Source organism: Brachyspira hyodysenteriae ATCC 27164, assembly GCF_001676785.2.
GTDB classification, from domain to species: Bacteria; Spirochaetota; Brachyspiria; order Brachyspirales; family Brachyspiraceae; genus Brachyspira; species Brachyspira hyodysenteriae.
Genome location: NZ_CP015910.2, coordinates 1,020,048 through 1,045,411 on the forward strand (window position 1 = coordinate 1,020,048; position 25,364 = coordinate 1,045,411).

Consider the following 25,364-nt stretch of genomic DNA (forward strand, 5'->3'; position numbering starts at 1 on the left):
ATCATGTATTATTTCTTAATACATGATATTAAGTACTATTATGCATTTAATATGAAATATTTAATAGAGGAATGAAATGAGGCTGGTTAGTAAAGTTTTTGAAGAAGCAATAAAGCGAAAGGAAATTGAATATTTTAATGATGATAATAAAGATGATAAATGGAGATTAAATTTTCATTTAATGCCTCCTTTAGGCTGGCTTAATGATCCCAATGCTTTATCATATTTTAAAGGAGAGTATCATATATTTTTTCAATATTCACCATTTGATATTGATGGCGGATTAAAATTTTGGGGACATTATATAACTAAAGATTTGATAAATTACCAATATGTGGGAGTATCAATATATCCGGATGAAAAATACGATTGTCATGGTGTATACTCAGGTTCTGCTTTTATAGAAGATGATAAATTACATATTTATTATACAGGCAATGTAAAACTATTAGGCGAGCATGATTACATCGAAAGCGGCAGAGAAGCTAATACCATGCTTACAGTCTCCGAAGATGGTATTAACTTCTCTGAAAAAGAATGCTTAATGGAAATGAAGGATTATCCTAAAGATATAACTAATCATATAAGAGATCCTAAAGTATGGAAAGAAAATGATTCTTATTATATGGTTCAGGGAGCTAGAAAATATGGCATAGATAGGGATAATGATATTGGAGAGGTATTGATATTCAAATCTAAGGATAAAAGAAATTGGAAGCATGCAAGCACTATAAATTCTAAGAATAGATTTGGATATATGTGGGAATGTCCTGATTTGTTTGATTTAGATGGACAGAATATTTTAATTACTTGTCCTCAAGGTGTAGAGCAAATTGAAAATGTATATGAAAATATTTATCTTTCAGGATATTTTTTAATTAATGATGATTATCAAAATAAAGAACATATAGAAGTTAATAACTTTACTGTTCTTGACAGAGGATTTGATTTTTATGCTCCGCAGACATTTTTAGATGAAAATGGAAATAGGATTATAATAGGTTGGATGGGAGTTCCTGATACAGAAGATGATCATAAAAATTTAACTGTTCAATACGGATGGCAGCATTGTTTAACTGTGGCAAGAGAGTTAAATTTTAAAAACGGAAAACTTTATCAAAAACCTCATAAAAGTTTAGAGAAGTTGAGAGAGGAAAAAATATTTGAAAAATCATGTTCTTATGATTCATTATCTGATAATTTAATTTCTAAAGCTACTAATTCTTATGAAGTTTTAATTGATAATATAAAAATCTCTGATAATTTTGAATTATTAATTTCAGAAGGTGTTTCTATTAAATATAAAGATAGTAAATTTGCATTAGAGTTTATAACTGATATAGGAAAGAAAATAGGGGGAGGAAGACATAAAAGAAGTTGCTATTTAGAAAAATTAGAAAATTTAAGAATATTAATTGATACTTCAGCCATAGAGATATTTATAAATGACGGAGAGATTGTATTTTCCACTAGATATTATCCTGATGAATATTCTTTTAAAATTATTGGAAATATGAATTTGATAATATGTAAATTATCTGATTTTAAGGTTAATCATTAATCTTTTTTATTTGTAAATATTTAAAAATAGTTTATAATATCAGAATTACTAATTTTAAGGATATTGAAAATGGCTAAACCAATAACAAAAGAAGGATATGATAAAGCTAAATCTAAACTTGCTGATTTAAAAGCTGAGTTTGAAACTTTGCCTGCTATTATTGCAGAGGCTAGAGAAAAAGGAGACTTAAAAGAAAATGCTGAGTATCATGCTGCTAAAGAAAAGCAGGGTTTATTGAATGCTCAGATATCAAAGTTGGAAAGTGATTTGGCAGGCTGCGAAATAATAGATCCTGCTAATTTGGATAAGGATACTGTAACTTTTGGTAAGAGAGTAAAAGTTAAAGATAAAAGTAGAAATGCTGTTTTTGAATATAGAATAGTGGGTGAATTAGAAGCAGATATGAGTAAGAATGAAATAACTATAGTAACACCTATTGCTAAAGGATTATTAGGTAAAAAAATAGGTGATGTTGTTACTATAAAAGTACCTGCTGGTGATAAAGTTTTAGAGATATTAGAAATTAGTATTTAATTTATAATAATTTTCTTTAAAAAGGAATTCTATTTGATAAAAAATAGAATTCTTTTGTTTTTTATTAAACTTTTTATTATAATAACATTCTAAAGTCATAATTTCACTTGAAGTTTTTAAATAAAGTTATATATTTAAAAATATATTCCAAATTTTAGGAGTTTTATATGTCAAAAATGAAAGTTATGATAGCATCATCCGAGGCTACACCATTTATAAAAACAGGAGGATTAGCCGATGTTGTTGGTGCTTTGCCTATTTATTTAAAAAAGCTTGATGTAGAAGCATGCGTAGTGCTTCCTAAATATAGAGATATTAATTTTCAAGATTGTTATTTAGAGAATGTACTTCCTACTATGGGAGTATGGATGGGTAGCGGAGAAGAATGGTGCTCTGTGTTTAAGACTGTAAAAGATGGAATTGATTTTTATTTCATAGAACATCATAATTTTTTCAGCAGAGAAGGACTTTATCATGATGCTTCATTCAATGATTATCAGGATAATGCTTGGAGATTCGGATTCTTTTCAAGAGCAGCTTTACAATTATGTAAAGATTTGCAGTTAGATGTAGATGTTGTTCATGCTAATGATTGGCAGACTGCTGCTATTCCTGCATATATTAAAACTTGGCACTGGAATGATCAAATAGGTCATGCTGCTAGTATGCTTACTATACATAATGCAAATTATCAAGGTATATATAATGCTACTACCACTTATGATTATTTAGGCTTAGGCTGGAATAATTTCAGTCCTGATACTTTTGAAGATCATGGCAATATAAATTTCCTTAAAGGAGGAATATTCTTTTCTGATGTAGTTACTACTGTAAGCCCTACTTATGCTAGAGAAATTGCTTCTCCTTACGGCGGACATGGTATGGCTCCTTATTTGCAAAATAAAACTACTAGCTTCTTTGGAATACTTAATGGTATAGATGAAGAAGTTTGGTCTCCTGAAAAAGATAAATTTATACCTAAAAATTATTCTGCAGATAAAATGGAAGGCAAAAAAATATGTAAAAAAGAACTTCAAAAAAGATTCTTACTTGAAGAGGATGATGATGTTGTTTTAATAGGAGCAATAGGAAGATTTGTTGATCAGAAAGGATATCATTTTATAGCTTCTATAATAGATTCTTTAGTTAATAATATGAAAATTCAGTTCTGTATACTTGGTACAGGTGATAAAAGTCTTGAAGGTTTCTTTGGAGATATACCTAAGAGATATCCTGGAAGAGTAGGTTCTTATATAGGATATAGTAATGAACTATCACATTTGATAGAAGCAGGCTGTGATTTGTTTGTAATGCCTTCATTATTTGAGCCTTGCGGACTTAATCAGATGTATTCTTTAAGATATGGTACTTTACCTATAGTTCATGCTACAGGAGGACTTGAAGATACTGTTGAAAATTATAATGAACAGACAGGAGAGGGAACAGGATTTAAATTCTATGATTCTACTCCTTCAGCATTATATAATACTATTGGCTGGGCTGTAAGTGTTTATTATGATCATAGAGATAGATTTACTGCTATGCAGAAAAGGGCTATGAAAATAGATAACTCTTGGGAGAAAAGTGCTAAAGAATATGTTAAGGCTTATGAACTTGCTATTTTGAATAAAAATAATTATGATAAAAATTGCGGTTTATAATCATTTACTTAAAATAAATATTGGAGATGTTGTATAATGGGAAAAACTAATAATATATTATATGTTATGTCGGGGCAGAATTTTCAAGATGAAGAATATTTTGAGAGTAAAAAAATTTTTGAAGCTGCCGGCTATAAAACAGAAGTATCATCTACATTTATAGGTACAGCTCAAGGAAAATTAGGCGGTATGACAAATATTGATTTATTATTCAGTGAGGTTGATGCTGTTGAATTTGACGCTGTTGTATTTGTAGGCGGTATAGGATGCATAACTTTATGGGACGATTGGCGTACTCAAGGACTTGCTAAATTATTTTTGGATAATCAGAAAATAGTAGCAGGTATAGGAAGCGGTATTGTAATTATGGCTAATGCTAAAATATTAGAAGGCATTAATGTTACTTGTTTGCCTGCTGATGAATCGCATGTAAGACATGGTAATGCTAATGTTTTGAAAGATAATGTTGTTGTTTCAGGAAACATTATAACATCCAATGGTCCTGCTTCTTCAAAAGAATTTGCCAATGCTATTTTAGGAGTATTGAGTAATATATCTTAATTAATTTTTATAAATAAAAGGCCTATAATTTATTAGGTCTTTTATTTATTAAAAAACAGCCTGAATATAATAAATAATAATTTTATTATTATTGTTTAATTCTTAGCAGATTTCAAATTTATAAAATAAAAGATGGTACTAACAAATGATAAAAGCAGTATTTTTTGATATAGATGGTACTTTGGTTAGTTTCAATACACATAAAATTTCAGATTCTTCCAAAGAAGCTATTAAAATTTTAAGAGATAAAGGTATAAAAGTTTTTATAGCAAGCGGAAGGGCTTTATATCAAATAGATAATTTAGACGGATTAGAATTTGACGGATATATAACAATAAATGGCGGAAGCTGTTTCATAAATGATAATGGAAGCTATAAAGAAATATATAGAGTTGCTTTAGATAAAAATGATTTATTTTCTTTAATTGATTATCTTAATAAAGATAAATTCCCTTGCACAGTAGTAACAAGTGATAATGTATTTATTAATTATACAGATGATATAATTGTTCATCTTTATACTATGGCTAATGTCAAAATTCCTCGGGCTATAGATTTTAATGATTATGTTATAAATAATTATGATAAGATTCTTCAGCTTAATATTTTTGTAGATGAAAATAAAGAAAAATATTTAATGGATAATGTATTAAAAAATTCTAAGTCTAGCAGATGGCATTTTTCTTTTGCTGATGTAAATTCAAAATATAGCGGTAAAGAAGTAGGTATAGATAAGATAATAGAATATTACGGCATAGATTTATCAGAAACCATGGCTTTCGGTGACGGAGGAAATGATATGGGCATGATTGAACATGCCGCCATTGGTGTAGCTATGGGAAATGCTAATGAAAGTGTGAAAAAGATAGCAAATTATATAACAGATGATGTAGATAATGACGGAGTATATAAGGCTTTAAAACATTTTAATATATTGGATTAAATATATTGATGTAAGGATTTTTTATGATAAAAGCGGTATTTTTTGATATAGATGGTACTTTAGTTAGTTTTAATACACATAAAGTTTCAGATTCTTCTAGAGAAGCTATAAGACTTTTGAAAGAAAAAGGAATAAAAGTTTTTATAGCTACAGGAAGAATAAAAAAGCATATAAATAATTTAGGAGATTTAAAGTTTGACGGATATATAACAGCAAATGGTTTTGATTGTTATATAGGTGATAAGTCCATTTACAGACATGGTATAGCTAAAGAGGAAGTGTATTCATTGATGGATTATTTGAAGAACAAAGAGCAATTTCCATGTTCAGTTATGATGAATAGCGGTATATATATTAATTATGTTACAGATAAAGTTAAAAAAGTTTCTGAGTCTATAAATCTTCCTATTCCTGCAATTGATAATTATTATGATTTTTTAGAAGAGAATATAAATGATATTTTGCAGATAAATTTATTTGTAGATGCTGAAAAAGAAAAAGAATTAATGAGTAAGATATTTAAAAATTGTGAATCAAGCAGATGGCATCCGGATTTTACAGATGTTAATACAAAGGGCGGCGGTAAACATATAGGCATAGATAAAATAATAGAATATTATGGAATAGACTTATCAGAGACAATGGCTTTCGGAGACGGCGGAAATGATATTACTATGATAGAGCATGCTGCTATTGGTGTGGCTATGGGAAATGCTAATAAAGAGGTAAAAGATATAGCTGATTATATTACAGACGATATAGATGATGATGGCGTTTATAATGCTTTAAAACATTTTAATGTATTGTAATATATCATTATAATTCTTGAAAAGTCAATTTTTTTTTACTATACTTATAACATATGAATTATTTAGTATAATAAAAATTATTGGAGTTTTTTTATGAGAGCATTTAATACTGTTGCCTTGATACTTGGTGGAGGTAGAGGAACAAGACTTTATCCTTTAGTAAAAGCACGCTCTAAGCCTGCAGTATCTTTGGGCGGTCAATACAGAATGATAGATATACCTGTATCTAACTGTATAAATAGCGGATTTAGAAATATATATGTTATAACACAATTTAATAGTGCATCTTTGAATAATCATATATACAACGCATACAGATTCGATAACTTCTCAGGTGGACATGTAAGTATACTTGCTGCAGAACAGACAGATACTAATATAGATTGGTATCAGGGAACAGCTGATGCAGTTAGAAAAAATCTTCCGCATTTTGATAATGAATTTGTTAATAATGTAGTTATACTTTCAGGCGATCAGGTTTATCGTATGAATTATAATGTAATGCTTCAGCATATGCTTGAAACAGGTGCTGATATAGTAGTTGGTACAGTTCCTGTTGTAAGAGAAGATGCTAAAGGTTTCGGCGTTATGCTTGTAAACAAAAGAGGCCAGATTACTAACTTCATGGAAAAACCTAAAGAAGCTGAAGAGCTTGATTCATTAAAATTAAGCGAAGATCAAAAGAAAATGTTTAACATAGAAGATCCTAATAAAGAATATTTAGCTTCTATGGGTATTTATGTGTTTAGAAGAAATGTACTTAAAGAAATTTTAGAAGATGTATCTATGATGGATTTCGGTAAAGATATTATTCCTGAAGCTATCAAGAAGTATAAAGTATTCAGCTATGCTTTCCAAGGTTATTGGGAAGATGTAGGAACTATTAAGGCTTATTTTGAAGCTAATATATCTTTTGGAAGTAAAAATCCTCCTTTCGATTTCTATGATGAAAATGCTCCTATATATACTCATGTTCGCTACTTGTCTCCTTCTAAAGTTGAAAAGGCTAGTGTAACATCTAGTATTATAGCAGATGGATGTAGAATAGAAAATGCTACTATAAAAGAATGCGTTATCGGTGTTCGTTCAGTAGTTCAAAGCGGTTCTACATTAGAAAGAGTAGTTATGATGGGTAGTGACTATTACGAAGATAGTGATGATATAGAAAGATTAAATGTTAAGCATATACCTAAAATTGGTATTGGTAAAAAATGTACTCTTAAAAATGTAATTATAGATAAGAATGTAAGAATAGGTAATGATGTTGTTATTACAAATAAAAAGAAAATACAGCATCAGGATAGTGAATTCTATTGTATTAGAGATGGTATTGTAATAATTCCTAAAAATACAATAGTAAAAAGCGGTACAATTATCTAATATTTGTTAGTTTAAGTTTGTTTGTTGTGGGTAGGAGTAATCTTCTACCCATATTTATATTAAAAATAAAAATGTAAAAAATAGTAAAAATATTGTAAATAAACTTGACAAATAATATAAAAATGCTATACTTATAATTGTAAAGATAATTTACATATATCAATATTTAAGGAGAGTAAATCATGAAAAAATTATCTATCTTTTTAGCATCATTATTTATTTTATCAGCTTCTAGTCTTTTTGCAGATATGGTAGTTCCGCCTTCAGCATTACCTCAGCAAGCTACAGCTTTTATAAATAGAGTTTTCCCTGGTGTTCAGATTTGGAAAGTTGAAAGAGACGGAAGAAAATTTGATGTAAATTTGTCTAATGGTGTATCCATAGATTTTTTAGCTAATGGAGATTGGCAAAATATAGACAGCGAATATGCTCCTATACCTGATGCTGCTTTTCCTACTGCTGTTGTACAAGCTATAAAAAATGCATATCCTCAGGCTGCTATAATTGATGCAGAAAAAGAGTGGGGAAACTACAAATTAAAATTAAATAATATGATGGAAGTTATGGTTTCAGGAAATGGACAAATAATGGGACAGCAATTTGATGATTAATCAATAATGAAACAAAAATAAAAGCGGGAGAATTAATAATAATTCTTCCGCTTTTTTATTAATTATTTATTTAAAGTATTTATTAAGTTTTCAACATCTTCTCTTGTAATAATACCTCCGCTCATAGTATGAAGAGAACGAAGAGGTGTTTCAAGCATCATACTTTCAAACATTTTTTTAGTATCTGTTTTATCATCTTTAAACATATCATCAAGTCCTGATAAAAGTTTATTATAAAATTCTTTTGCTATATTCTCATCAAGCAAATCTGCCAAATTATTATTAAGATGATAAGGTTTAGATGCTTTTATATTTATAGGTTTTAATTTTCTTCCTAAAAGCTGCTGAAATTCATTGTCTGAAATATTTATATCTTTAAAGTTGAAATAATTATCAATTCTTTTTTGATAATAATTTATAGAGTTTATTTCCATATTTTTACTTAATAATAAATTTCTTGATGAATTACCTATATATATTGTATATACACCACTTTCTATCTCATATTGTTTTGTATCAGCATTATAGAAAGAGAAACTTCTTTTATTTAATTTTAGTATAACAGTTTTAGTTTCTCCGGGTTCCAAAAATACTTTTATAAAAGACTTTAATTCTTTTTTTGGTTTAAATACATTGTTTTCAGGAGCAGATATATAAACTTGAGCAACCTCACATCCGAATACATCTCCTGTGTTTTTTATATCGAAAACTACATGTATATTATCAAGTCCTGCAATAGTGTTGGCATCTGAAACAATTAAATTAGAGAATTCAAATGTTGTATATGATAAACCGAATCCGAATGGGAATAAAACTTTTTTTTCTGCTTTATCATAATATCTATATCCTACAAATATTGATTCTCTGTATTCAACAGCCTTATTGCCTCCTGGAAAATATTTATAGCTTGGATTATCTTCCAAACTTAATGGGAAACTTTCAGCTAATTTTCCGCTTGGGTTAACTATACCAAATATTATATTGAAAGCGGCACTTACAGCTGCTTCTCCTGCTAAGTATAAATTAATAACACCTTTTACTTTATCGATCCAAGGCATTAAAACAGGTGCACCAATAGAAAGTACAACGACTACATTTTTATTTACTTTTGAAATTTCTTCTATTAAATGATTATGATTTTCAGGCAAGTTTAGATGTTTTCTGTCGAATCCTTCAGATTCATAAGAGTTTATAAGTCCTGCAAATATTATTACAATATCTTTGTCTTTTGAAATATTTACTGCTTCTTCTATTAATGCATTATCTATATCAGCTGAATTTGAATCATATCCTTTAGCATAATTGAATTCTATATTGTTTTCTTTGAAATATTCTTCTGCAGTATCTATTTTGTATGCATTTATAAGAGAGCTTCCATTACCTTGATATCTAGGCTTTTGAGCGAATTCTCCTATCACAGCAATTTTACTTTCTTTTTTTGCCGGAAGTATTTTGTCTTCGTTTTTTAATAATACTATAGAGTTTTCAGCGATTTTTCTTGCTATATTATGATGTTCTTCTTTATCGTAATCGAAATTATCATAAATATTATCCATAGAATATAGAGAGAAATATAAAAGTCTTTCTACGGCTTTATCTAATATTTTTTCATCTATAATAGTTTCTTTAACGGCATTATAAACTTTTCTATCATCTTCTCCATTAGTTGAAGGCATTTGTAAATCAAGTCCAGCCTTTAAAGCTTCAACTCTGTCATTAACAGCACCCCAATCTGAAATTACAATACCATCAAATCCCCATTCATCTCTAAGTATATCTGTAAGCAAGTATTTATTTTCCGATGCGAATGTTCCATTAACACTATTATAAGCACACATAACAGTAGAAGGTTTAGCCTCTTTTACAGCTATTTCAAATGCATATAAATATATTTCTCTCAAAGCTCTTTCATCAACAACGCTGTCTATTATGAGTCTTAAAGTTTCCTGATTATTTGCAGCAAAATGTTTGAGGCTTGACTGTATTCCATTATCTTCTAATCCGTTTATCCAACCGCTGGCCATTTTTCCGGCAAGATAAGGATCTTCAGAAAAATATTCAAAATTTCTTCCGCATAAAGGAGAACGTTTTATATTTACTCCAGGTCCTAATACTACAGCAACTTTATTAGCCTTTGCTTCTTTTGATATTGCTTCACCCATTTCATACATTATATTAGGATCAAATGAGCAGGCAGAGCAGCAGGCGGTAGGAAAGCAGGTTGATGAAACTGACTTTTGCAAACTTAATTCATCCGATTCAGTGCTTTGTTTTCTCACTCCATGAGGGCCGTCTGTTAAGTATACAGAGTCTATTTTCAATCTGTCTATTGCTTTTGTTGACCAGAAATCTTTACCGCTTAAAAGAGATACTTTTTCTTCCAAAGTCATTTCTTTTATTAATTCTTTTATTTTTTGCGAGTATTTATTATCATTCATAATTCAATACCTCAAAATTTGATTATTATATTTATATGATAGTATAAATATTTTAGTAAATCAATATAAATTATATATATTCTTATGAAGAAGATTAACTATTTTTTTATATTCGTAACTAGTAAGTTCATTAGATGACATTAATCTAAAATCTATAAATGTAACTTCTCCGTTATCAAGAAAATAAGGATATGGGTATGTATCATTATATAAATAGAAGCCTAAAGATCTATACCAATTTACTCTTCTATATGCTAAATCATTAGTATCTTCAGGCACAACTTCTAATATTATATTATCATGTATTTTCATTAATTTTTTTAATGCAGCAGAACCGTATCCCATGCATCTATATTTTCTTTCTATGGCGAAATATTCTATATATGCAAATTCTTCAAGAAGCCAAGACAAGCAAACGCCTATATGGATATTATCTTTTTTAATGTCGTAAAGATTTTTTTTGATTTTGTTATTATTATTTAAAGACTCTTTTAAACTCCAATTTTCACGGATATTAAAAGAGTCTTTTATAATTTCTTCATTATAATTTGAAGAATCAATACTTTCTATTAATTCTATTTCCATTTATCTATTTCATCTAATCTAGGCTTGTATACTTTATTATATATTATTTTTGTGATATTGTCATGCTCTTCTTTATCCTGTATCTTTCTGCTTGTCATTATTTTCATTTTCATAGTTGATATTTCCTGATTTTCATTTATACAAGGCATATCATATTCATGATCTGCGAGTATTAGCCCGAATCTTTTATACCATTCAATGCGTTTTTGTGCAATTTCATTTAAATCATAAGGCTCTACTTCTATAACTATTAATTTATTGCTTAATATTTCTAGTATTTTAGTAAGCACTTCAGAACCATATTTTTTTCCTCTTAAATTTTTATCTATAGCCAAATATTCACCGTAATTAAAATCATCTAAATCCCAAAGCATAGTTAAGCCTATAGGAACATCATCATCTAATATAGCATAAAATTTATAATTATGATTATCTTTGTTTTCCAAAGTCATATCGAAATTCCATCTCTCTTCAGGCGGAAAGGCATCATCATATAATTGCTTATAAAAATCTTTGTTCTGTAAATTTTCTTTCATTTCAATTAATTTAATCATAATAAAAACTCCAATATTAGATTTAGTCCGATTATATACTATTTTTATAATTAAGTAAATACAGTATTTTTGATATTTGATTTATTTTTCATTATTTGTGAATATATGATGCAGGCTATAATTTTGTATAATCATTGACTTTAAGTATTAATATTGTATCATATAAACATAATTTTTATATTTTTAAAGGATATAATATGATTTTTGATTATAAAGGCATTACTAATAAAAATAAAGATTTAATATTCGTTGCTGGTCCTTGTGTTATAGAAAGCGAAGAAATGACAATGACTATAGCAAAAAAATTAAAAGAAATAAAAGATAAATTAAATATACAATTAGTTTTCAAAGGAAGTTTTGATAAGGCAAACAGAACATCTCTTTCATCTTTCAGAGGACTTGGAATGAAAGAAGGACTTCAAATACTTCAGAATGTTGGTAAAGAATTTAATTTTCTTACTTTAACAGATATACATGTACCTACAGATGCAGAGGAAGCTGCTAAATATGTTGACTTCTTACAGATACCAGCTTTTTTATGCAGACAAACTGATATGCTTAGAGCAGCATGCGAAACAGGAAAAGCAGTTAATGTTAAGAAAGGACAATTCATAAGCGGTTATGATTGTAAATATATAGCTGATAAATGTACTGATGCTATCAATGAAAACAGACTCTTTTTATGCGAAAGAGGTACTATGTTCGGATATGGTAATTTAGTTGTAGATATGAAGAATTTGGAGATAATGAAAAATTATGCACCTGTTATGTATGATGCTACTCATTCGCTTCAAATGCCTTCTGCTAATAATGGACAATCTGGGGGAGCTAGAGAGTTTATACCTGCTATATTGAAATCGGCTGTTGCTTTGGGAATAGACGCCGTATTTATGGAGGTGCATCCTAATCCTGATAAAAGCCCTTCAGATTCAGGCACTATATTTGATTTGAATAAGGTTGAGGAATTATGGACTCAGGTTATAAAGATCAATGATTTAGTTAAGAGTTTGTAATTAATGTATACAATTTATTGTTAACTTTACTAAATATAATATGTTCTGCTTAAATTAAATACGTTTTGCCAGATTTGGTATATACTGAAAATTTTTAAGTTTGTCATTTTTTTATTCAACTTTTTCCCGCCTCAAAAAGTTGCAAAAAGTGCAAGTATAAAATTAGTACTAAATCATGCTAAAATTATCTTAAATATAAGGTAATTCATAAAATAAAAGCCAAAATGTAGCCTTTTGGCTTCTCGCCTGCAGCGAGGCGGGCTTCGCCTGTGGCAATACCACAGGCACTTCCTTCGGTCGCAAAAGAAGTGGGGTTACCCTACGGGTACGCTTCGCGGGGGGGCAAAGCCCCAATATCACAATATAAATATTAATTTTATTTTTGACAAAATATAATAGTTTATATATAAATTAATAGAGTCATATTTAATAATTTTATTAAATTTGAAAAATATATTTTTATAAAAATAGGAGAAAATTAATTAAAAATATGAAAAATATAGTTATTGTACTTGCTTCAAGATTAGGTTCTACAAGGCTTCCTCAAAAAGCATTAAAACCTATGGCTAATTGTAACAGTATGCTTGAACTTATTATTAAAAGATTAAGAAGTTCTAAAAGGTCTAATGATGTAGTGGTTGCTACTGAAGAAAAATCTTATGAAGCGTTTAAAAATATATTTGATGAATTGAAATGCAGTTATTTTGTTGGAAGTGAAGAAGATGTGCTTAACAGATATAGAAAAGCTGCTGAAGAGTTTAATGCTGATATAGTTGTGCGTGCTACAGGAGATAATCCTTTGGTGAGTGTTAAGGCTTTGGATATGATTATAGATTATCATATAGAAAAAAATGCTGATCTTAGTCATTATGATTTACTTCCTTACGGCAGCGGTGTAGAAGTGATAAATTATGAGGCTTTAAAAATTGCTGATGATAATTCTAAAGACAGTTTTGAGCATGAGCATATTACGCAGTATCATTATAGAAACCCAGATAAATTCAAAATAGAAAATCCTAAAGTAAATGAAGAGTTTGCTATGCCTGAACTTAGAACTACTGTTGATACTATTGAAGATTATAATAATGTATGCAAGATTTTTGAAAAATATAATAATGATATATATGTTGATGTTGATACCATAATAAGTGATATAAGAAATGGAAGATAATAAAAGTTATTATGTTTATATAATACTATGTGAAACTGATTCATACTATACAGGCATTACTAATGATCTTATAAATAGATTTAATAAACATGCAAAGGGCAGGGGGGCTAATTATACAAAGTTTCGTAAGCCTTTAAGATATTTATCTGCTTGGAAGGTTGAAAATGTTAATATTGCTTTGAGTGTAGAGCATTATATAAAAAGCGTAGATAAAAAAATTAAAACTATGTTCATAGAAAACAAAAGACTTCTTAAAAGTTATTATATAAAAGAAATGAAAAATAAAAAGAAAGATTTTAATATCAATATAAGTATCAAAAGTTTAAGCAAAAAAGATATAGAATATATAAATAATTCAGTTTATAACAATACTATTTGACAATAATATTGTTATACTATATCATAAAATAAAAATTATACTATATAAGGAATTATTATGTCTTCTTTAAATACTCAAATAAGAAAAGATATAGTAAGTATGGTTTATAATGCCAATTCAGGACATATAGGCGGTTCTTTATCATTGGTAGAGATAATGCATACTTTATATTTTAAGATTATGAATATTGATCCTAAAAATCCAAAAATGGACGGCAGGGATATATTTATTATGTCTAAAGGACATGCTTCTGCAGTACTTTATTCTACATTAGCACATAGAGGATTTTTCCCAACAGATGAGCTTTTAACTTATAGAAAATTAGGCTCAAGACTTCAAGGACACCCTTCCAAAAAGAATTTAGAATGTATTGAGGCATCTACAGGTTCTTTGGGACAAGGAGTTTGTATAGCTTTAGGTGCCGCTTTAGGATACAAATTAGATAAAAAAGATGCTAAAGTTTTTGTTATAGCAGGAGACGGAGAGGCTCAAGAAGGTACTTTCTGGGAATCTGCTATGGCTGCTGCAAATTACAAGCTTGATAATTATACTCTTATTATAGACCATAATGGATTGCAAATAGATGGTAAAAATGATGAAGTTATGAGTTTAGGTGATTTAGAAGCTAAGATGAAAGCATTCGGTTTTGAAACTTATGTTGTTGATGGACATAATGAAAAGGAACTTGAAGAAGTATTTGGTAAAAAAGTATCTGGAAAGCCTAAATGCGTAATTGCTAAAACAGTTAAAGGTAAGGGAGTATCATTTATGGAAAATAATGTAGGCTGGCATGGAAAAGCTCCTAATAAAGAAGAATATGAAAAGGCTATGGAAGAGTTGAATAAACTTGATTAATGAAAATTTTTATTAAGTATAAATATTAAGGAATAATTATTATGGAAAAAAAGGCAATAAGAAATGCTTATGGTGAGGCTTTGAAACGCCTTGGAGAAATAAATAAAAATGTTGTAGTTTTAGATGCTGATTTATCCGGCTCTACTATGACAAAACTTTTTAAATCTGCTTTCCCTGATAGGTTTTTCAATATGGGAATAGCTGAACAGAATATGATGGGAGCAGCTGCTGGACTTGCTATTGAAGGTAAAATACCTTTTGCTTCTACTTTTGCTATGTTCGGAGCAGGAAGAGCTTTTGAAATTATTAGAAACTCTATTTGCTATCCTAAATTAAATGTTAAAGTGGCAGTTACTCATGCTGGTATATCAGTTGGTGAAGATGGTGCTAGCCATCAAAGTATTGAAGATATATCTTTAATGCGTTCTATACCAAATATGACTGTAATAGTTCCTTGCGATGCTTTTGAGGCTGAAAAAGCTGTATTTGCTGCTGCTGAATATGACGGACCATGCTATTTAAGAATGGCAAGACCCGCTACTAATATAATAACAACACAGGATACACCTTTCAAAATAGGAAAAGCTAATGTACTTAGAGAAGGTAAAGATGTATGTATATTTGCCTGCGGAATAGTGGTATCAGAGGCTTTAGATGCTGCTCAGATGGCTGAAAAAGACGGAATATCTGTAACAGTTGTAGATGTTCATACTATAAAGCCAATAGATAGAGAAATTGTTGTTGAGATGGCTAAAAAGCATAAAAAACTTATTAGTGTTGAAGAGCATTCTATAATTGGAGGACTTGGTTCTGCTATATCTGAAGTTTTAACTGATGAATATCCTGCTAAACTTATAAGAGTTGGTATAAAAGATACTTTCGGAGAATCAGGAACAGTTGAAGATCTTATTAATAAATATGGGCTTAATGCAAAGTCCATTTATGATATTATTAAATAATTAATAAATTTTAATTATAATATAAAAGGAGAGTATTTTGTTACTCTCCTTTTTATATATGAAATATTTTTATAATATCATTTTAAATTGAATTTAAACATTTCTTTCAATTTATTTCTGCATCCGCCGCACTCTGTTCCAGCTTTAGTATATTTTACAAGTTCTTTTAAAGTTTTTATGCCATGTTCTTTTTCTAAATATTTTATTTCTTCAATAGAAAGTTCTTTGCATTTGCATATAAAATTATTATCTATCAATTTAGATATCTCCGATTTATTATTTTTTTATACTTAATATCTTTCCTGTTTTTTTATATTCTTCTAATAAGTCTTTAATATCCCCTCTGCAGCTCCAACAGGTAATTCCTGCTTTTGTATGATGCATAACTTCTTCAAGTGTTGTATAATTATTTGCTTGAATAGCATCAATAACTTCTTTGTATTTTATATTTTTGCAGAAACATATAGTGCTATTTAAATTCTTTTCAAACATAAATTTTCTCCCAAATTAATAATTGATTTATTTTAACAATATTAATAAATAAAATCAATACATCTTTATCAGTATAATTTCATATTTTAAAGAATTTACCGAAAGCAAACCATAATTGTAATGTTATTATACCATATAATATTAAAGCTAATCCAAGTACAACACTAACATAAACAGCACCAAGTATAGGATTGAAAGTTAAAATTATTCCTGCAATCAAAGTAAGTATTCCGCTGAGCATAGAAAGTCCCCATTGATTATATCCAAACTTTTTAAGTTCAATAGAAGAAGATATGGCAACAACGCCTCTTACTATTACAAAGAAAGCAGCCATATAAGGTACAAATGCACCGCTTATTTGCAAATTAGAAATAATTATAATACCGCATATTGTTGATATTATACCATCTAATAGAATTAAAGTAGAACCTGATTTATCTATTAAACTAAAGTAATAGAATATAGCACTTATTCCAGAGAATATTGTTAAAAATCCTATTATATAAGCTAACATTAAAACAGTTTCTATTGGATTAAATAATGTAGCTATACCTGATATTATTAATAGAATGCCGAAAATGAGCCATAAAACTCTTCCTAATTTTCCCATATAAAACTCCTTTAATCATAAATATTAATTATATATGATAATAAAATGTATAAAAAAATCAATATAAAAATCTATAGAATTTTTAAATTAATTTTTTATAGAAATTATTTTAATGTTAATTGTTCCGATAATATTTACAAATGGATAATAATGAAGAATTAGAAATAGTGCATACACCCGTTATGCTTAAAGAGGTTCTAAGCTTTATACCTGAGAATGCTAAAATCGCAGTTGATGCCACATTAGGTGAGGGCGGACATACTAAGGCAATGCTTGATTTGAACCTTGAAGTACATAGTTTTGAAAGAGATTCAGCTATACTTGAAATAGCTAAAAAAAGATTGAAAAACTATGACAAGTTCCATTACTATAATAATACTTATGATAAGATGATTGAAGAACTTGATGATAGTATAATTGGAAATGTTGATTTTATGCTTTATGATTTAGGTGTATCTTTATTTCATTTTAAAAAAGCTGAAAGAGGTTTTTCTTTTAAAGATAATGTAAGACTTGATATGAGGCTTGGACTCAATGAGAAAAGTGCTTATGATGTTATAAATGGGTATAGTGAAGAGGAATTGGAGAGAGTATTAAGAGATTACGGAGAAATTAGCAATGCCAGAAAAATGGCAAATGTTATAGTAAAAGAGAGAAACAGAAGAAAAATAGAAACATCAAGAGAATTAGAAAATATTATATTTCATAATACCGATAAATCTCAAAGATATGGAAAAATTCATCCAGCAACTTTAGTTTTTCAGGCTATAAGAATAGAAGTTAATGATGAGCTTAATATACTTGAAAAATCAATATCAAATATACCTTCTATATTAAAACAAAATGGGGTAGTTATTTTTATGAGTTATCATTCTTTGGAAGATAGGATAATAAAGAGATTTTTCAAAGAAAATGAAAAAACTAAGAATAAAGATGGTATATTTAAACTTCTAAATAATAAAGTTAAACTTCCGACAAATGAAGAAATAAAATCTAATCCTGCTAGCAGAAGTGCTAAGATGAGAATAGCTCAAAAGGTATAATTTTGGAGATAAATATGCATGATAATAAGCAAAATATAGATAAAAAAGAAAAGAAAACTTACTCTATAGGTTCACTTTTTATAGCTATGATATTATTTGTAATAGTGATAAGTATTTTTACATTTGCAAGGAATGTTAAAGCTAATGAAATACTTATGGAATTATCAAAATTAGATAATGAAATAGAGCGTTTAGAAAAAGAAGTAAAAGTTCTTAGTGCTGAGGAAGCAGAATATTCATCTCCTAATAGATTTATAGAAACAGCTATAATAAATGGATTTACTTCTGTAAGCGGCGATAATAATGATATATTTTATTTAAAAATAGAAGATCAAAATAATAACAATGATCAATAACTATTTGCAGAATCAGTTTTCTTCTTTTCTATTTGTGCTATTAATGCTTTATCTAATTCTTTAGCACTATTATATCCCATCTGCTTCAATCTGTAATTTTTAGCAGCGGTTTCTATAAGTATGCATACATTTCTTCCGGAACGAACAGGAATTTTTTGATAAGGCACTTCAGTATTTAATATACTATAAGTTTTATCAAATAAGCCCATTCTGTCATATTGTTCATCATCTTTCCAGTGTTCAAGTTCTATTATTAAATCAAGCCTTTTTTTATCTCTAATAGCACTCATACCTGAAAGTCTGCTTATATCAACAACTCCTATTCCCCGTACTTCCATATTATGCTTTATATATTCATTTTTTCTTCCGATTATTCTGCCGTCTTTTAATTTTTTAAATTCAACTATGTCATCAGATATAAGTCTATGCCCTTTTGATATTAACTCTAGAGTAGCTTCACTCTTTCCAACACCGCTTTTACCTAAAATTAAAACTCCTACACCGAAAACTTCTACTAGTCCGCCATGTATAGTGAAAGATTCAACAAATTCTTCTTCTATTAATCCTTCTATACCTCTAATCATATCAGATGTTTTTAATTCGCTTATTATTACGCATATATTATTTTTTTTAGCAATTTCTATAAACGATTCAGGAGGATTTATATTGTAAGTGAATATGCATATTGGTATTTTATAACTAAGCATTTCTTCAAATACATCTATTTTATTTTCTTCATTTAAAGTGATGATATAATTAGCTTCTCCCTTTCCTAGTATTTGTATTCTTTGATATGCAAAATCCTTAAAATATTTAAACAATGCCATACCAGGCCTGTTTATATCATAGCCTATTATTTCATTTTCCATTCCTATGAGACCTGTTAAACGTCTTATTTTTAGGGTATTATTTTTCGCTTCATTAAGTTCTAAGAATTTAGATACGGTTATTTTAGGCATTATATTTTCATTTCCTCTTTAGCAATGAGTTCCATAATCTCTTCAGGTTTTTCAACATTTATCAGTTTTTCTAAGAAATGAAGATTGTCTCTTAATATTTTAGCTATTGCTGTAAGTACTTTTAAATTCTCGCTTGCTGAAGTTTTTGGAGCTAGAAGCATAAAAACGGCAAATACTTTTTTCTTATCAACAGATTTGTAATTAATTCCGTTTTTAATGGTTGCCACGCTAAGTACAATATTTTTTACAGCATCGGTTTTAGCATGAGGTATTGCAATACCATTGCCTACACCTGTACTCATTAATTGCTCTCTAGCCATTATAGCATGTTCAGCATCATTTTTATTGAGTAGTAATTTACATTCATCTAATCGCTCAACCATTTTAGAGAGAAGACGCTCTTTCTCTGTTTCCTGAACATCTATCATTATAGAATCTTTATTTATGTAATCTATCAAACTCATTATTACCCTCCAAAATGGTTAATTATAAATATATAAATTAAATATCAAACATTCTTATTAGAACAAATGAATTATCAGATTCTTTATACAAAGCTTCTGCTTGTTCTGTTATGCTGCTGATATAAACTACAAATTTTTTATCAGTGTTTTCTGTAAGATAATTTACAGCTTCACTTACATTGTATTCTTTTATTAAATAATTTTCACTTTTACTAGCATCTATATTGTTGTCGGGAGTTACGCTCACCTCATCAATATTCCAGTATTCTTCATTATTGTTATATACTTCAAATACTTTGTTATCATTACCTTTAAATAAGAATACAGGAAATTTTCCTATTTTTATACTGAATAAATCTGCTCCCTGTTTAATAGGTAAATAAGCCATATAAGGTTTTTTATCGCTATTAAAGTGTAATACAGCATCAAGCTCATCTAAAGGTTTTTCATATATTCCAACAGAGTTAATAGAATAAGCATTATCCTCCTCCTCTGCTTGTACAGATTTATCTACAACAGCTCTTTGACTTCTATCTATATTTCTTTCTTTTGATTTTCTTATTTCTCTTTCTATCTTTTGAAACATAGTATCTATTGCTACATATAGATCTTTTTCTTTTTCTTTATCATGAAATACTTTTTTACCGAAAGCTATAGTTCCTTGTACAGTATATTCACCATGCATATAGTCGCAAATAATATTGGCGTCTATTATTCTGTCAGCATGTATTTTGATATTTTGCATCTTATTTGCTATATGTTCTCTAACATTTTTAGTGATTCTAACGTTCTTTCCAATGATATTTTGATGCATAAAATCTCCTTTTGTTTTATCTGTTTCTTGATGAAAAAATATTCATACTTTTTCTGTATTTAGCTACGGTTCTTCTTGATATATCTATACCTTCGCTTTTTAGTATAAGTCTGATCTTTTCATCGCTTAATTTTGCCGGAGAGTTTTCTATAATTCTTTTTATAATTTCTTTAACGCCTCTAGAACCAAGCCCGCCATTAACAGCTCTAGAGAAAAAGTATTTTATAGAAAATGTACCCCAAACAGTGTTAAGATACTTACCATTAGCTATTCTGCTTATAGTGGATTCGCTTAAATTCACCTCCAAAGACATATCTTTTAAAGTTAATGGCTTCATAAACTCTTTTCCGTACTCAAAGAAATTTATCTGAAATTTAAGCAAAGCTTCGCCTATTTTTAATAAAGTTTTTTTTCTGTCATTAGATGCATTTATAAGGCTTTCAGCTTCTTTCTTTTTTTCTTTTAAAAAGTTTATGCTATCTTTACTTTCCTCTCTATCTAATAGTTTAATATATTTTTTGCTAATTTTCAAGTGGGGGATAAAAGTTTCATCTGTTTTTACAAACCAATTATCATTTTCCTTAAAAATAAATAATTCAGGAACTATATATTTTACAGAGGATGTATCATATTCTCTTGCTGGATAGGGTTCTAATGTTTGTATTAATTTTAAAGCTTTTAATACTGTATTAACTTCTATGTTTAAATTTAAAGCTATTTTATCATAATTCTTTTTTGATAATTCATCTAAATAATTTTCTACAATATTTATTGCTGTATCATATATTTTTTTTTCATCTGCTTCTTTTTTTTTCATCTTTAATTGTATAGAGAGGCATTCATTAATATTTTTTGCTCCAACTCCGTAAGGATCAAATGTTTTTATTATAGAAATTATTTTTTCTATTTGCTTTATATCAGCATTCAATATATTTGAAATCTCATCACTTTCAATGGTTAAATATCCGTCTTCATTTATAAAACTGCATATCTGTTCTGCAAGCTCTATTTCTTTTTTATCATTAAAAGTAATATCTATCTGACTTTTCAAATGAGAAAATAAACTTTCTTTATTATTTTCTACTGTGTTTTCTATTATAGAATTGATATCGCTTCCCGCTGATGATGGTTTTGAATAATTATCATTAAAATCATATTCTAAGAATGGATTTTCTTCCATTGCTTTTTCTATCTTTTCTTTAAGTTCTATGGCAGGCAATGCTATAACATCAAGCCATACTCTAGTTTGATAATTGAGTCTTAAATCATTTTTTATTGCAGTTCGTATTGAAGTATTTGCTGATAAAGAATTATTAATCATAAAAACCTATGGATAAATAATGAATCATTGTGCTGATAAATCTTTTTTCTATATCAAAAGGAGAAATTATTTTACCGAATTTATTATGCTTTTCTAATTCATAGAATTTTATACTTTCAATTACTATATCCTCATCATATGTATGACAGTTAATTTCGCATATAATTTTTAATACATTATCTGCCATATAGTAAGATACATATTCATCAAAATACTCTGTTTTCATATCTAATTCTTTAGATAAGTTTTCCATATATTCAAATGATAAATTTTGACCGTTAAAAGAAATTATAGCATCATTCTCTACATCATTATCTTTTAATTCATATCTTTTTATTTTTATTTGTTCAACAGGCTGATTTATTTCATAAAGCTCTAATTGATAAGTCCAAACTTTTTGATAGTCTTCATCATTATCAATAGGATGATATAAACTTATATAATATTTTATATTTTTAGGAAGTTCATATAAATCCTCATCTATTGAAATTAAAGATCCGTCTTCCATATATCTGAAGCACTCTATTAAATTATTGTCTTCATCATATACTCCCCAAACGAATGCAAGAGTGAAATACTGCATAACAGGGTTTTCTACAAACACTTCAAAAAAAGTTTCATAATCCCATTTTCTTGCATTAAACATTACCTTTTTTAGTTTATATTTTTGATATAAAATAATGGCTTTTAATGCATTTCTTATATATATTAAATCCTTTTTTGCTTCTATAACTTTTGCTTCATCATCGCCTTCTTCAGCATCTGGAAGCTCTTTTAATATTTTATGATTTTCATTATCTATTATTTCCAAATAAGAATCGCTTAATAATTGAAGCGTGAATTTTTGTTTGCCGTAATTTATAACTTTATTTCTTTCTACATTAAACCCTAAATTAGGAAGAACTTTATCAAATAAATTATCAATAGGTATATCTAAACATTCTGCTGCTTTTTCAAAAGAACCTATTGCAGCATTTTTTAAAATCTTATTTTTAGACATATAAATAATATTATTTATTATCATTAAAGCAAATTTCTCGCCGTTCATTGCTATAGCAGGTATTATATATGCCGCTAAAGATGATTGAAAATTATCATGCCAATATTCTATCTTATCATACAAATTAACTAACTGACTATAATCAGCATAAATACAGTAAGGCAGAATAATATTTTTTTTTCTTTCATCACAATTATTATCAGTCCAATATTTATATATATTTTCAAAAGTATTTCTAACAGAATCCATATCAAATAAATCTATCATTCTGTCTATGTCTTTTATTCTATATGGCTCTTTGAGAAGCATATATTCCAATAGTATATACTTTATGACTTTTACAGGAACTTTAGTGTTTTTATCATTTCTCAAAACAACATCAGATATTAAAGATTCATCTATAAAATCAATTAAAGATTCATAACTTTCTTCATAATAATCATCAATATACTGATTTATATCGTCCAAAGTTTTGAATTTAAATCCTTTTCTTCTGTAATTCCATTTTTTTATTATCTTTTTTAATTCAAACTGCACATCTTCTCTATAGGCATGTATGCTGTTTTCTACATAAGCTCTGGAATTATATTCATCTTCTTCTATTAAATCTAAAGCACATTTTATTATTTCTTTATTTTTTAAATGCAGCACATAACAGATAGCAGAATAATTTTTTAATGCTGCTTTATCTTTTTTATATAGAAGTTCTAAAAAATCTATTAGAGCATAGCTTTTATATGAGGCTGCTTTCAAAAATGTTTTGTCATGAAACATTTCTACTGTATAATCAGCGTTTTTGTTAACAAGCTTTAATATGTATTTTGTGCTGAAAATATAAATAGGGTAGGTGTATAGATATGTTATAATTAAATCTTTTAAATCTAAATCATACCCTTGCAAATAATCTAATATCTCTTTTAATTTTATATTATAAAATTCTTTTCTGTCTTTAATCATTAATGGTATAGTCAAATTATATGGTAATGATTTTAATAAAGCTCGAACAACCTTTCTTGCCTTTTCATTATAATCATACATAAGAACTATAATTTTTGTTGTAAATATTAATTCATTGCTGAGATTAACAGACAAATCGTATTTATCTATAATTTTATTTTCTAATAATTCAAATATATTTTCAGATTTTATATCATATATTTTTTCTAATTCTTTTTTTATATTTTCTATGAAATAATCTATACTATTGTCAAGTATAGATGAATCGGCATTATCATCTTTAGCATTTAAAAGAACACAATTTAATACTGCTTTTACTTCTATAATATATGGTATATCAACTTCTTTTAATATATTATAAAGTTTATAAAATGATTCTTTATCTTTGCTGTATAGATTTTTTATTCCTTCAAATACTTTATTTGAATTTATTGATAAATTTGTATCCAAATATTTTATAAGAAATATAAAATACTTTGGTATATTAAAATCAACAAGATCATGTATAAATTCATCGAAACTTTTATTTTCAAATTTTTCACTGTAATTCTTTCTTGTTAAGAAAAATAGTCTTATCATATATGCTAAGTTTATAAATAAATATTTATTTTCATTAAGCATATTATTTTCTATTAATTCTACGAATCTATTTGATATACTATTATCTATATTCAAAATAAGAAAAAGAGAAAGTATTGAATCCAAGTAATTTACTTTTTTTGAATATTCTAATATAGCAGATATTTTACTGTAATCTCCAAAATATATCTTTACAGTCAAAGCCATTAAAGCTATTAATGTATTATCACCATATTCTTCAATGATATCATCTATATTTGATGAGCATATATTTTCTATATATTCTTCCGTTTCTTTTGGAAAGTATTTTTTAGCATAATAATAATATATTAGTATATTAATTTTAGCATTCATTATTTCATTTGAAATATGATTTATATTGTATGAATACTTTTTGTATTCTTTATTCCAATCATTAATTTTTTTCATGGATATGCATTTCAATAATGCTTCTTTAATATTCATACCAGATATTATATTTATGACAAGCATTTCGAAAATGTATATATTTTCTATTTTTTGCATAGATATGATTTTAAATAATCTGATTAAACTATCATTTTGCTTATCATTCATATATAGATCTAACAGATTTGAATATATTGTATGGTTATTTGAAATAGGGTGATTTATTTCTTCGGTATCAAAATTTATATTATCAATTTCATTATTGACATACTTTTTTATATTATCTATATACGGATGATTTTTAAAAATATCATCTATATAACTTTCTATAATACTCATAAGAAATA

At 27.6% G+C, this 25,364-nt stretch carries 26 protein-coding genes; 15 read left to right on the forward strand and 11 right to left on the reverse strand.

All coding sequences use genetic code 11. The features are described from left to right. Positions 1–76: 76 nt before the first annotated feature. The 8 genes from BHYOB78_RS04585 to BHYOB78_RS04620 all read left to right on the forward strand — a co-directional run bounded on the left by BHYOB78_RS04585 (position 77) and on the right by BHYOB78_RS04620 (position 8,060). Entirely contained in the window at positions 77–1,561 is a 1,485-nt protein-coding gene (locus BHYOB78_RS04585; protein WP_020064357.1) for a glycoside hydrolase family 32 protein, read from the forward strand. Between the two features lie 69 nt (positions 1,562–1,630). Beyond that, complete coding sequence (greA, locus tag BHYOB78_RS04590) at positions 1,631–2,095, forward strand: transcription elongation factor GreA (RefSeq protein ID WP_012669634.1); 465 nt, start codon at positions 1,631–1,633, stop codon at positions 2,093–2,095. Between the two features lie 167 nt (positions 2,096–2,262). Then, positions 2,263–3,756 carry a glycogen synthase GlgA gene (glgA, locus tag BHYOB78_RS04595; protein ID WP_012669635.1) on the forward strand — a complete coding sequence of 498 codons (1,494 nt, stop codon included), beginning with the start codon at positions 2,263–2,265 and terminating at the stop codon, positions 3,754–3,756. Positions 3,757–3,792: 36 nt separating this feature from the next. Next, the gene (locus BHYOB78_RS04600) at positions 3,793–4,317 is read left to right on the forward strand and encodes a DJ-1/PfpI family protein (protein WP_012669636.1); all 525 of its coding nucleotides are present in this window, start codon (positions 3,793–3,795) and stop codon (positions 4,315–4,317) included. A gap of 145 nt (positions 4,318–4,462) precedes the next feature. Continuing rightward, complete coding sequence (locus tag BHYOB78_RS04605) at positions 4,463–5,260, forward strand: Cof-type HAD-IIB family hydrolase (protein WP_020064359.1); 798 nt, start codon at positions 4,463–4,465, stop codon at positions 5,258–5,260. A 23-nt stretch (positions 5,261–5,283) separates the two neighbouring features. Beyond that, complete coding sequence (locus tag BHYOB78_RS04610) at positions 5,284–6,069, forward strand: Cof-type HAD-IIB family hydrolase (protein WP_012669638.1); 786 nt, start codon at positions 5,284–5,286, stop codon at positions 6,067–6,069. 93 nt (positions 6,070–6,162) lie between these two features. Further along, positions 6,163–7,449: a glucose-1-phosphate adenylyltransferase gene (locus BHYOB78_RS04615; RefSeq protein WP_012669639.1), complete on the forward strand. Its 1,287-nt coding sequence runs from the start codon at positions 6,163–6,165 to the stop codon at positions 7,447–7,449. Positions 7,450–7,631: 182 nt separating this feature from the next. After that, the gene (locus BHYOB78_RS04620; protein ID WP_012669640.1) at positions 7,632–8,060 is read left to right on the forward strand and encodes a PepSY-like domain-containing protein; all 429 of its coding nucleotides are present in this window, start codon (positions 7,632–7,634) and stop codon (positions 8,058–8,060) included. Between the two features lie 62 nt (positions 8,061–8,122). Here BHYOB78_RS04620 and BHYOB78_RS04625 read toward each other — a convergent pair whose 3' ends face one another. From BHYOB78_RS04625 to BHYOB78_RS04635, 3 genes are read right to left on the reverse strand one after another with little or no spacing between them, the layout of a single operon-like run. Next, positions 8,123–10,498, reverse strand: coding sequence for a glycoside hydrolase family 3 C-terminal domain-containing protein (locus BHYOB78_RS04625; RefSeq protein ID WP_020064361.1), 2,376 nt, complete (start codon positions 10,496–10,498; stop codon positions 8,123–8,125). A 60-nt stretch (positions 10,499–10,558) separates the two neighbouring features. Next, a complete protein-coding gene (locus tag BHYOB78_RS04630) occupies positions 10,559–11,083 on the reverse strand; it encodes a GNAT family N-acetyltransferase (RefSeq protein WP_020064362.1) in 525 nt (174 codons plus the stop codon). Then, on the reverse strand, positions 11,074–11,637 hold the full coding sequence (locus BHYOB78_RS04635; RefSeq protein WP_020064363.1) for a GNAT family N-acetyltransferase: 564 nt from the start codon (positions 11,635–11,637) through the stop codon (positions 11,074–11,076). Before BHYOB78_RS04635 ends, BHYOB78_RS04630 begins: the two co-directional genes overlap by 10 nt. Positions 11,638–11,834: 197 nt before the next feature. Between BHYOB78_RS04635 and kdsA the strand changes: the two genes are divergently transcribed. The 5 genes from kdsA to BHYOB78_RS04660 all read left to right on the forward strand — a co-directional run bounded on the left by kdsA (position 11,835) and on the right by BHYOB78_RS04660 (position 16,014). Continuing rightward, positions 11,835–12,650: a 3-deoxy-8-phosphooctulonate synthase gene (kdsA, locus tag BHYOB78_RS04640; protein WP_020064364.1), complete on the forward strand. Its 816-nt coding sequence runs from the start codon at positions 11,835–11,837 to the stop codon at positions 12,648–12,650. A 490-nt stretch (positions 12,651–13,140) separates the two neighbouring features. Next, positions 13,141–13,821, forward strand: a complete 681-nt coding sequence (locus tag BHYOB78_RS04645) for a cytidylyltransferase domain-containing protein (protein ID WP_020064365.1) — start codon at positions 13,141–13,143, stop codon at positions 13,819–13,821. After that, on the forward strand, positions 13,811–14,200 hold the full coding sequence (locus BHYOB78_RS04650; protein ID WP_020064366.1) for a GIY-YIG nuclease family protein: 390 nt from the start codon (positions 13,811–13,813) through the stop codon (positions 14,198–14,200). The genes BHYOB78_RS04645 and BHYOB78_RS04650 overlap by 11 nt, the downstream gene beginning before the upstream one ends. A gap of 57 nt (positions 14,201–14,257) precedes the next feature. Beyond that, on the forward strand, positions 14,258–15,055 hold the full coding sequence (locus tag BHYOB78_RS04655) for a transketolase (RefSeq protein ID WP_012669647.1): 798 nt from the start codon (positions 14,258–14,260) through the stop codon (positions 15,053–15,055). A 41-nt stretch (positions 15,056–15,096) separates the two neighbouring features. Continuing rightward, entirely contained in the window at positions 15,097–16,014 is a 918-nt protein-coding gene (locus BHYOB78_RS04660; protein WP_020064367.1) for a transketolase family protein, read from the forward strand. 77 nt (positions 16,015–16,091) lie between these two features. On the opposite strand, the gene BHYOB78_RS04665 is transcribed toward BHYOB78_RS04660, so the two are convergent. From BHYOB78_RS04665 to BHYOB78_RS04675, 3 genes are all read right to left on the reverse strand, one after another. Next, positions 16,092–16,271, reverse strand: coding sequence for a (2Fe-2S)-binding protein (locus tag BHYOB78_RS04665; protein WP_012669649.1), 180 nt, complete (start codon positions 16,269–16,271; stop codon positions 16,092–16,094). Positions 16,272–16,290: 19 nt separating this feature from the next. Continuing rightward, complete coding sequence (locus BHYOB78_RS04670; RefSeq protein ID WP_012669650.1) at positions 16,291–16,506, reverse strand: (2Fe-2S)-binding protein; 216 nt, start codon at positions 16,504–16,506, stop codon at positions 16,291–16,293. Positions 16,507–16,585: 79 nt separating this feature from the next. After that, positions 16,586–17,116: an HdeD family acid-resistance protein gene (locus tag BHYOB78_RS04675; RefSeq protein ID WP_012669651.1), complete on the reverse strand. Its 531-nt coding sequence runs from the start codon at positions 17,114–17,116 to the stop codon at positions 16,586–16,588. Positions 17,117–17,256: 140 nt separating this feature from the next. Between BHYOB78_RS04675 and rsmH the strand changes: the two genes are divergently transcribed. Together rsmH and BHYOB78_RS04685 are read left to right on the forward strand one after the other, a co-directional pair. Next, a complete protein-coding gene (gene rsmH / locus BHYOB78_RS04680; protein WP_020064368.1) occupies positions 17,257–18,159 on the forward strand; it encodes a 16S rRNA (cytosine(1402)-N(4))-methyltransferase RsmH in 903 nt (300 codons plus the stop codon). Between the two features lie 14 nt (positions 18,160–18,173). Further along, complete coding sequence (locus tag BHYOB78_RS04685) at positions 18,174–18,515, forward strand: LapA family protein (RefSeq protein ID WP_020064369.1); 342 nt, start codon at positions 18,174–18,176, stop codon at positions 18,513–18,515. On the opposite strand, the gene hprK is transcribed toward BHYOB78_RS04685, so the two are convergent. The 5 genes from hprK to BHYOB78_RS04710 are packed head-to-tail and all read right to left on the reverse strand — an operon-like array spanning position 18,509 to position 25,356. Next, positions 18,509–19,474: an HPr(Ser) kinase/phosphatase gene (hprK, locus tag BHYOB78_RS04690; RefSeq protein WP_012669654.1), complete on the reverse strand. Its 966-nt coding sequence runs from the start codon at positions 19,472–19,474 to the stop codon at positions 18,509–18,511. The two genes, BHYOB78_RS04685 and hprK, sit on opposite strands and share 7 nt — an antisense overlap. Then, the gene (locus BHYOB78_RS04695) at positions 19,474–19,938 is read right to left on the reverse strand and encodes a PTS sugar transporter subunit IIA (protein ID WP_020064370.1); all 465 of its coding nucleotides are present in this window, start codon (positions 19,936–19,938) and stop codon (positions 19,474–19,476) included. Before BHYOB78_RS04695 ends, hprK begins: the two co-directional genes overlap by 1 nt. A gap of 37 nt (positions 19,939–19,975) precedes the next feature. Beyond that, complete coding sequence (gene hpf, locus BHYOB78_RS04700) at positions 19,976–20,752, reverse strand: ribosome hibernation-promoting factor, HPF/YfiA family (RefSeq protein ID WP_020064371.1); 777 nt, start codon at positions 20,750–20,752, stop codon at positions 19,976–19,978. A 16-nt stretch (positions 20,753–20,768) separates the two neighbouring features. Next, positions 20,769–22,073 (reverse strand): RNA polymerase factor sigma-54, encoded by a 1,305-nt coding sequence (gene rpoN / locus BHYOB78_RS04705; RefSeq protein ID WP_020064372.1) that lies wholly within the window; start codon positions 22,071–22,073, stop codon positions 20,769–20,771. Then, a complete protein-coding gene (locus BHYOB78_RS04710; RefSeq protein ID WP_012669658.1) occupies positions 22,066–25,356 on the reverse strand; it encodes a DUF4132 domain-containing protein in 3,291 nt (1,096 codons plus the stop codon). Before BHYOB78_RS04710 ends, rpoN begins: the two co-directional genes overlap by 8 nt. Positions 25,357–25,364 lie beyond the last annotated feature (8 nt).